The organism is Mesorhizobium sp. P3_A9 (genome assembly GCF_056402975.1).
In genome coordinates, this window is the sequence record NZ_JBFUGJ010000336.1 from 1 (window position 1) to 6,316 (window position 6,316).

Annotated in this window: 6 protein-coding genes; 4 read left to right on the forward strand and 2 right to left on the reverse strand. The window is 64.9% G+C overall.

Annotated features, from left to right (window positions below; genetic code table 11):
* The 4 genes from AC1DX0_RS28995 to AC1DX0_RS29010 all read left to right on the forward strand — a co-directional run.
* On the forward strand, positions 1–2,948 hold a 2,948-nt coding region (locus AC1DX0_RS28995; protein ID WP_477357837.1), incomplete at its 5' end, for a helicase-related protein.
* Positions 2,949–3,074: 126 nt separating this feature from the next.
* On the forward strand, positions 3,075–3,461 hold the full coding sequence (locus tag AC1DX0_RS29000; RefSeq protein ID WP_477221739.1) for an RNA-binding S4 domain-containing protein: 387 nt from the start codon (positions 3,075–3,077) through the stop codon (positions 3,459–3,461).
* A gap of 249 nt (positions 3,462–3,710) precedes the next feature.
* Entirely contained in the window at positions 3,711–4,049 is a 339-nt protein-coding gene (gene fdxA / locus AC1DX0_RS29005) for a ferredoxin FdxA (protein ID WP_027041976.1), read from the forward strand.
* A gap of 371 nt (positions 4,050–4,420) precedes the next feature.
* Positions 4,421–5,002: a CarD family transcriptional regulator gene (locus AC1DX0_RS29010; RefSeq protein ID WP_010911999.1), complete on the forward strand. Its 582-nt coding sequence runs from the start codon at positions 4,421–4,423 to the stop codon at positions 5,000–5,002.
* A 78-nt stretch (positions 5,003–5,080) separates the two neighbouring features.
* On the opposite strand, the gene AC1DX0_RS29015 is transcribed toward AC1DX0_RS29010, so the two are convergent.
* Together AC1DX0_RS29015 and AC1DX0_RS29020 are read right to left on the reverse strand one after the other, a co-directional pair.
* Positions 5,081–5,854 carry an amino acid ABC transporter ATP-binding protein gene (locus tag AC1DX0_RS29015; protein WP_477221738.1) on the reverse strand — a complete coding sequence of 258 codons (774 nt, stop codon included), beginning with the start codon at positions 5,852–5,854 and terminating at the stop codon, positions 5,081–5,083.
* Positions 5,851–6,316 (reverse strand): ABC transporter permease subunit (locus AC1DX0_RS29020; RefSeq protein WP_477357840.1); only part of this gene is annotated, 466 nt, incomplete at its 5' end. The genes AC1DX0_RS29020 and AC1DX0_RS29015, both read right to left, overlap by 4 nt.

Genomic DNA, 6,316 nt, shown 5'->3' on the forward strand with positions numbered 1-6,316 from the left:
CCGACGAGGTCTATGCCATCGCCGAGCTGATCCGCCGCCAGYAGGGTGGCGCAGCGGTTGTGCTGGGTGCGCTCTCGCCGCGCACCCGCAATGCGCAGGTCGAGCTGTTCCAGTCAGGCGATGTCGACTATCTCATCGCCACCGATGCCATCGGCATGGGCCTCAACCTCGATCTCGACCATGTCGCCTTCGCCCAGAACCGCAAGTTCGACGGCTACCAGTATCGCAATCTGACGGCGGCCGAGCTCGGCCAGATCGCCGGCCGTGCCGGCCGGCACCTGCGCGACGGCACCTTTGGCGTCACCGGCCAGGTCGACCCGCTCGACGAAGACCTGGTCAAGAAGATCGAAGGCCATGATTTCGAGCCGGTGAAGGTGCTGCAATGGCGCACCGCGCATTTCGATTTCGCCAGTCTGGACGCATTGAAACGCTCGATCGAGACCAACGCGCCGGTCGAGGGCCTGACGCGCGCGCTGCCGGCGGTGGACGCGCAGGCGCTCGAATATCTCTCCCGCGACGAGGACATCCGCGCGCTCGCCACCGATGCCAAGCGCGTGGCGCTGCTGTGGGAAGCCTGCGCGCTGCCCGACTACCGCAAGATCGCGCCGGCCCAGCATGCYGACCTCATCGCCTCGATCTATATGGACCTTGCCCGCCATGGCCATGTCGACGAAAACTACATGGCCGAGCAGGTGCGCCGCGCCGACACCACCGAGGGCGACATCGACACGCTGTCGCACCGCATTGCCCAGATCCGCACCTGGACATTCGTGTCGAACCGGCCCGGCTGGCTGGCCGATCAGGCACACTGGCAGGAAAAGACGCGCGAAATCGAAGACAGATTGTCGGATGCGCTGCATGAGCGGTTGACGAAACGCTTCGTAGACCGCAGGACTTCCGTCCTCATGCGGCGCCTTAGAGAAAATACCATGCCTGAAGCCGAAATTAGTCCWACCGGAACCGTCCTTGTCGAAGGCCACCATGTCGGCGAGTTGCAAGGGTTCCGCTTCACCGCCGACCAGACCGCCGGCGGCGAAGACGCCAAGGCCGTGCGCACGGCCGCGCAAAAAGCGCTGGCCGCCGAATTCGAGGCGCGAGCCGAACGTTTCGGTGCCTGCGCCAATGGCGACCTGGCACTTGGCTCGGACGGCACGCTGCGCTGGATCGGCGCGCCGATCGGCACGCTGGTTTCCGGCGAAGACGCGCTGAAGCCGCGCCTTGTGCTGCTGGCCGACGAACAGCTGACCGGCCCGGCGCGCGACAAGGTCGCCGCGCGCGCCGAACGTTTCGTCAATTTCCAGATCGAAAGTCTGCTGAAGCCGCTGGTCGACCTGAAGAACGCCGACCAGATTTCCGGCATCGGCCGTGGCATTGCCTTCCAGCTGGTCGAGAATTTCGGCCTCATCAACCGCCGCGACATCGCCGAGGAGATGAAGTCGCTCGACCAGGAAGGTCGCGCAGCGCTTCGCCGGCTCGGCGTGCGCTTCGGCGCCTATCATGTCTTCGTGCCGGCGCTGATCAAGCCGGCGCCCGCTGGACTGGTGACCTTACTATGGGCGCTGACGAACGACGGCAAGGACAAGCCTGGTTTCGGCGACGTGGTCCACGCGCTGGCGTCGGGCCGCACCTCCGTGGTCATCGATCCGACCTTCGACAAGGCCTTCTACAAGCTTGCCGGCTACCGCAATCTCGGCCGCCGCGCCGTGCGCATCGACATATTGGAACGGCTGGCGGATCTCATCCGTCCGGCAACCAACTGGAAGCCCGGCCTCGGCCAGCGTCCGGACGGCGCCTATGACGGCCAGTCCTTCATGGTGACGCCGCCAATGATGTCGATCCTCGGCGCCACCGCCGATGACATGGAAGAGATCCTCAAGGGTCTCGGCTATCGCGCCGAGCCGAAGCCGCCGGCGGAGGTCAAGGCGCGGCTGGAAGCGCAGGACACTGCCGCACGCGAAGCCGCAGCAGCCAAGCTCGCAGCGGAAGAGGCTGCACGCGCCGAGCAGGCCAGGGCTGCTGAGGCTGCCGCAACAGATGCGGCGGCGGAGGCAGCAGTCGAGGGTTCGGAACCGGCTGCCGCCGAGGTCGCCGTCGAAGCGCCGGCCGAAATCATCGCTGAAACGGCAGCAGAGCCTGTCGCTGAGGAGCCAACCGAAGCTCCGGCAGAAGCCACGGAAGAGCCCGCAACGGAGGCTGTCGCCGAAGCGGCTGCTGAACCTGCTGCCGAGCCGGAAGCGGAAGCCATCACTGACATCGTCGTCGCCGAAAGCGCCGACGCTCTCACCTCCCCCTTGATGGGGGAGGTCGCGGCGCGAAGCGACGCGGGTGGGGGTGATGGCGCTGACGATACGGGTGGTGCTGACGAAGCCGCCGCTGCCCCCACCCCGGCGCTGCGCGCCGACCCTCCCCACGAGGGGGAGGGTGAGGCCAGCGAACCCGCCGAGGCGGCCGCCGACGCGCCTGCCGCCGAAGCCGAAGCGCCCAAGCCGATCCTGTTGTGGCGTCAGGGCCGTTTCRAACAGCGCCCCCGTCATCACGAAGGCCGCAACAACCGCCAGCGCAATGGTCAGGCACGCGGCGGACGCAGCAATGCGCCGGCCGATGCCGCCGGCGCACCGGCAGCGGCCACGCCAGGCGAACGCCCGGCCCATGAAGGGCGGCGCGACGGCGCCGGCAAACCGCGCTTCGACCGCTCGAAGTTCAAGCCCAAGCCGCAGGCCGAAGGCGAACAGCGCCGCGACGGCCGCCCGCAAGGCGAGCGTCCAGAGCGTCGTGACGGCCGGCCCGACTGGAAGGGCGGCAGGCCCGAAGGCAAGGGCGGTCGCCCCGATCAGGGTGGCGCAAAAGCCGCCTTCCAGCCAAAGCCGCGCGAGGAACGTCCGGTGCGCTTCGATCCGGACTCACCCTTCGCCAAGCTCGCCGCCTTGCGCGACCAGCTGAAGAAGTAAGCCAGAGCCGGATGATTTCAGGTCGAATCGACCTGAATCTGAATCCGCCTCTAAGCTAAGAGATGGAGCATGATGTCGCCCGAAAACCGCTTCGCACTTTTCGGCATCATGCTCTAGGCGGGTTCGATGGTTGCTGAAGGCCGCCAGCGTATCGACAAATGGCTGTTCTTCTCGCGCGCGGTGAAATCGCGCTCGCTGGCGGCAAAGCTGGTCGTTGCCGGGCGGGTGCGCATCAATCGCGACAAAGCAGCGCAGGCCTCCGATCTGGTCAAGCCKGGCGACGTCCTGACCATCACGCTCGACCGGCGCATCTTCGTCTGGAAGGTGCTCGCCGCCGGCGTCCGGCGCGGCCCGGCCGAGGAAGCCCGCACCCTCTATGAGGACATGTCGCCGCCACCCACACCGAAGGGCGAAGCCCTTCCCGATGCTATCCCGGCGCTGCGCGAGGCCGGCAGCGGCCGCCCGACCAAAAGAGAGCGCCGCCAGACCGACCGCTTGCATGGCGAAGATTGAGGCTTGCCGAGCGGAACGGGGGCCGCGATCTCAGGCCGACGGCGGAGGCGCGACGGAACCGAACCCGGCAAACAAGACGCTCGACGCGACATCGCACGCCCCTGGCGCGCTTGCTGTCTGGAATTCCATTCCGGAAACGCCGAAGCTGCCGGGCATGGCAACCCTTGCAAGCGACCGACAAAGGCGTTACCTCACGGAAAAAGCCCAAGAAAACTGGCCCAATAAGCTGGGACGTCCCGGAGCCGACCGATGACCTATGTCGTGACCGACAATTGCATCAAATGCAAATACATGGACTGCATCGAAGTCTGTCCGGTCGACTGTTTCTATGAGGGCGACAACATGCTCGTCATCCACCCCGACGAGTGCATCGACTGCGGCGTCTGCGAGCCCGAATGCCCCGCCGACGCGATCAAGCCCGACACCGAGCCCGGCCTCGACAAATGGCTGCAGATCAACACCGAATATGCCGACAAATGGCCCAACATCACCGCCAAGAAGGAGCCGCCGGCAGACGCCAAGACCTTCGACGGCGAGGCCGGCAAGTTCGAGAAATACTTCTCCGCCGAGCCCGGCGAGGGCGATTGACAAGTCGGCCGTAAAGGCTTGTATGACGCAGCGTAACAGGCACGTCGGATGAACCGCCTTGACAGGCGGCGATTGGTTGTGGCCTTCGCGAATGCAGCAAAACCTTGATTCTTCCGACTTTTTGTGCTACATCAGCGAAACATGCCGGTGACACAACGTCGATTTATGGCGCAGACGCCCCAAATCACTGAAAGGTGAAGATCCCACTCCGGACCAGAGCGATCTGGGCCAGGCGGTCGCAGTTCGTGCGGTTTGCCGGTCCCGGCCTTTCCGGTGGGGTTCATCTGTTGTGCGGCTAACGATCGGTTCCCCCGGTCGCACGAGTTCGGGCCGGCAGGACGCCGGTACCACAACAAGGAGTTCAGGGCGTAATGGCAACGATCACCCCCCAGAAGAAGTCCACTGGTGCGCGTCATGGTTTCAAGACCGGCGAGTACATCGTCTACCCGGCGCACGGCGTTGGCCAGATCGTGTCGATCGACGAGCAGGAAGTGGCTGGCCACAAGCTCGAACTGTTCGTCATCGACTTCCAGAAGGACAAGATGCGCCTGAAGGTGCCGGTCGCCAAGGCGACCTCCATCGGCATGCGCAAGCTGTCGGAAGAGGATTATGTCGAGCGCGCGCTGAAGGTYGTKCAGGGCCGCGCCCGCGTCAAGCGCACCATGTGGTCGCGCCGCGCCCAGGAATATGATGCCAAGATCAATTCGGGCGACCTGATCTCGATCTCGGAAGTCGTGCGTGACCTCTATCGTGCCGACAACCAGCCGGAGCAGTCCTATTCCGAGCGTCAGCTCTATGAGGCGGCACTCGACCGCATGGCCCGCGAGATCGCGGCCGTCAACCGCATGTCGGAAACCGAAGCCGTGCGCCTGATCGAGGTCAACCTCAACAAGGGCCCKAAGCGCGGCGCCAAGGCCGACAATGAGGAAGCCGAGCAGGAAGAAGCTGCCTGATCCCTTCGTCTCTGAATTTAGAAAACCCGGCCTCGCGCCGGGTTTTTGTTTTTCGAACAGGCGAAACGAGGGCCGCGTCTACGCCTGACCGCCGCCTTCCTTCTCCGCCTCCTGCTTTAGCGTCGCGATGAACCGCTTCGTCCGCTGCTGCTCCGGATTGCCGAACAGCACGGCGGACGGCCCTTTCTCGACGATGACGCCGGCATCGAGGAACACCGCTTCCTGCGCGATCTTGGAGGCAAGCCGCAAATCATGCGTCGCCATCACCATGGTCGTGCCCTCGCTGGCAAGCTTGCCGAGCACGTCGACCACCTCTTGCGCCAGTTCCGGGTCTAGCGCCGAAGTTGGCTCGTCACAGAGCAGCACCTTCGGCGACGGCGCGAGCGCACGGGCGATCGCCACGCGCTGCTGCTGGCCGCCCGACAGCGTCGCCGGCCAGGCATCGGCCTTGTGCGCCATCCCGACCTTTTCCAGCAAAGCGAGCGCCCGCTCGCGCGCCTTCTCCGTCGGCCATTTCAGCACCGTCACCAGGCCTTCCATGACATTCTCGATCGCCGTGCGATGCGGGAACAGCTGAAAATTCTGGAACACCATGCCGGTCTGCAGGCGCAGGCGCTGGATATCCTTGGCCGCGACCTTGCCGCCTGGGCGGAATTCGAGCGTCTCGTCGCCGATGCGCACCGTGCCAGAAGTCGGGATCTCGAGCAGGTTGATGCAGCGCAAGAGCGTGCTCTTGCCGCCGCCCGAAGGACCGACAAGCGCTGTGACACTGCCTTCGGCGATGGTAACGGTGACACCCTTCAGCACGAGATTGTCGCCGAAGCGTTTTTCGATGTTGCTGAGGCCGATCATGAGCGTGCCTCCAAGAAGCCGCCATAGCGGTTGAGCCGGGTTTCCAGCCTTGTCTGCAGGGCCGACAGCACCGAGCTCAGCGCCAGATAGAGGATCGCCGCCTCGACATAGAGGATCAGCGGCTCATAGGTGGTGGCGACGATGCGCTGTGCTGCCTGGAACATCTCCGGCACGGTGATGGCGGCAGCCAGCGAGGTGTCCTTGACCAGCGAGATGAAGGTGTTGGAAAGCGGCGGCACCGCGACACGGCCGGCTTGCGGCAGGATGGTGCGCCGCATCGCCTGGCTCCAGGTCATGCCGATCGAATAGGCGGCTTCCCACTGGCCTTTCGGCACCGAGCCTATCGCCGCACGGATGATCTCCGACGTGTAAGCGCCGATGTTGAGCGTGAAGCCGATCAACGCTGCCGTGAAAGCGTCGAGCAGAATGCCGACCGACGGCAGGCCGTAGAAGATCAGGAAC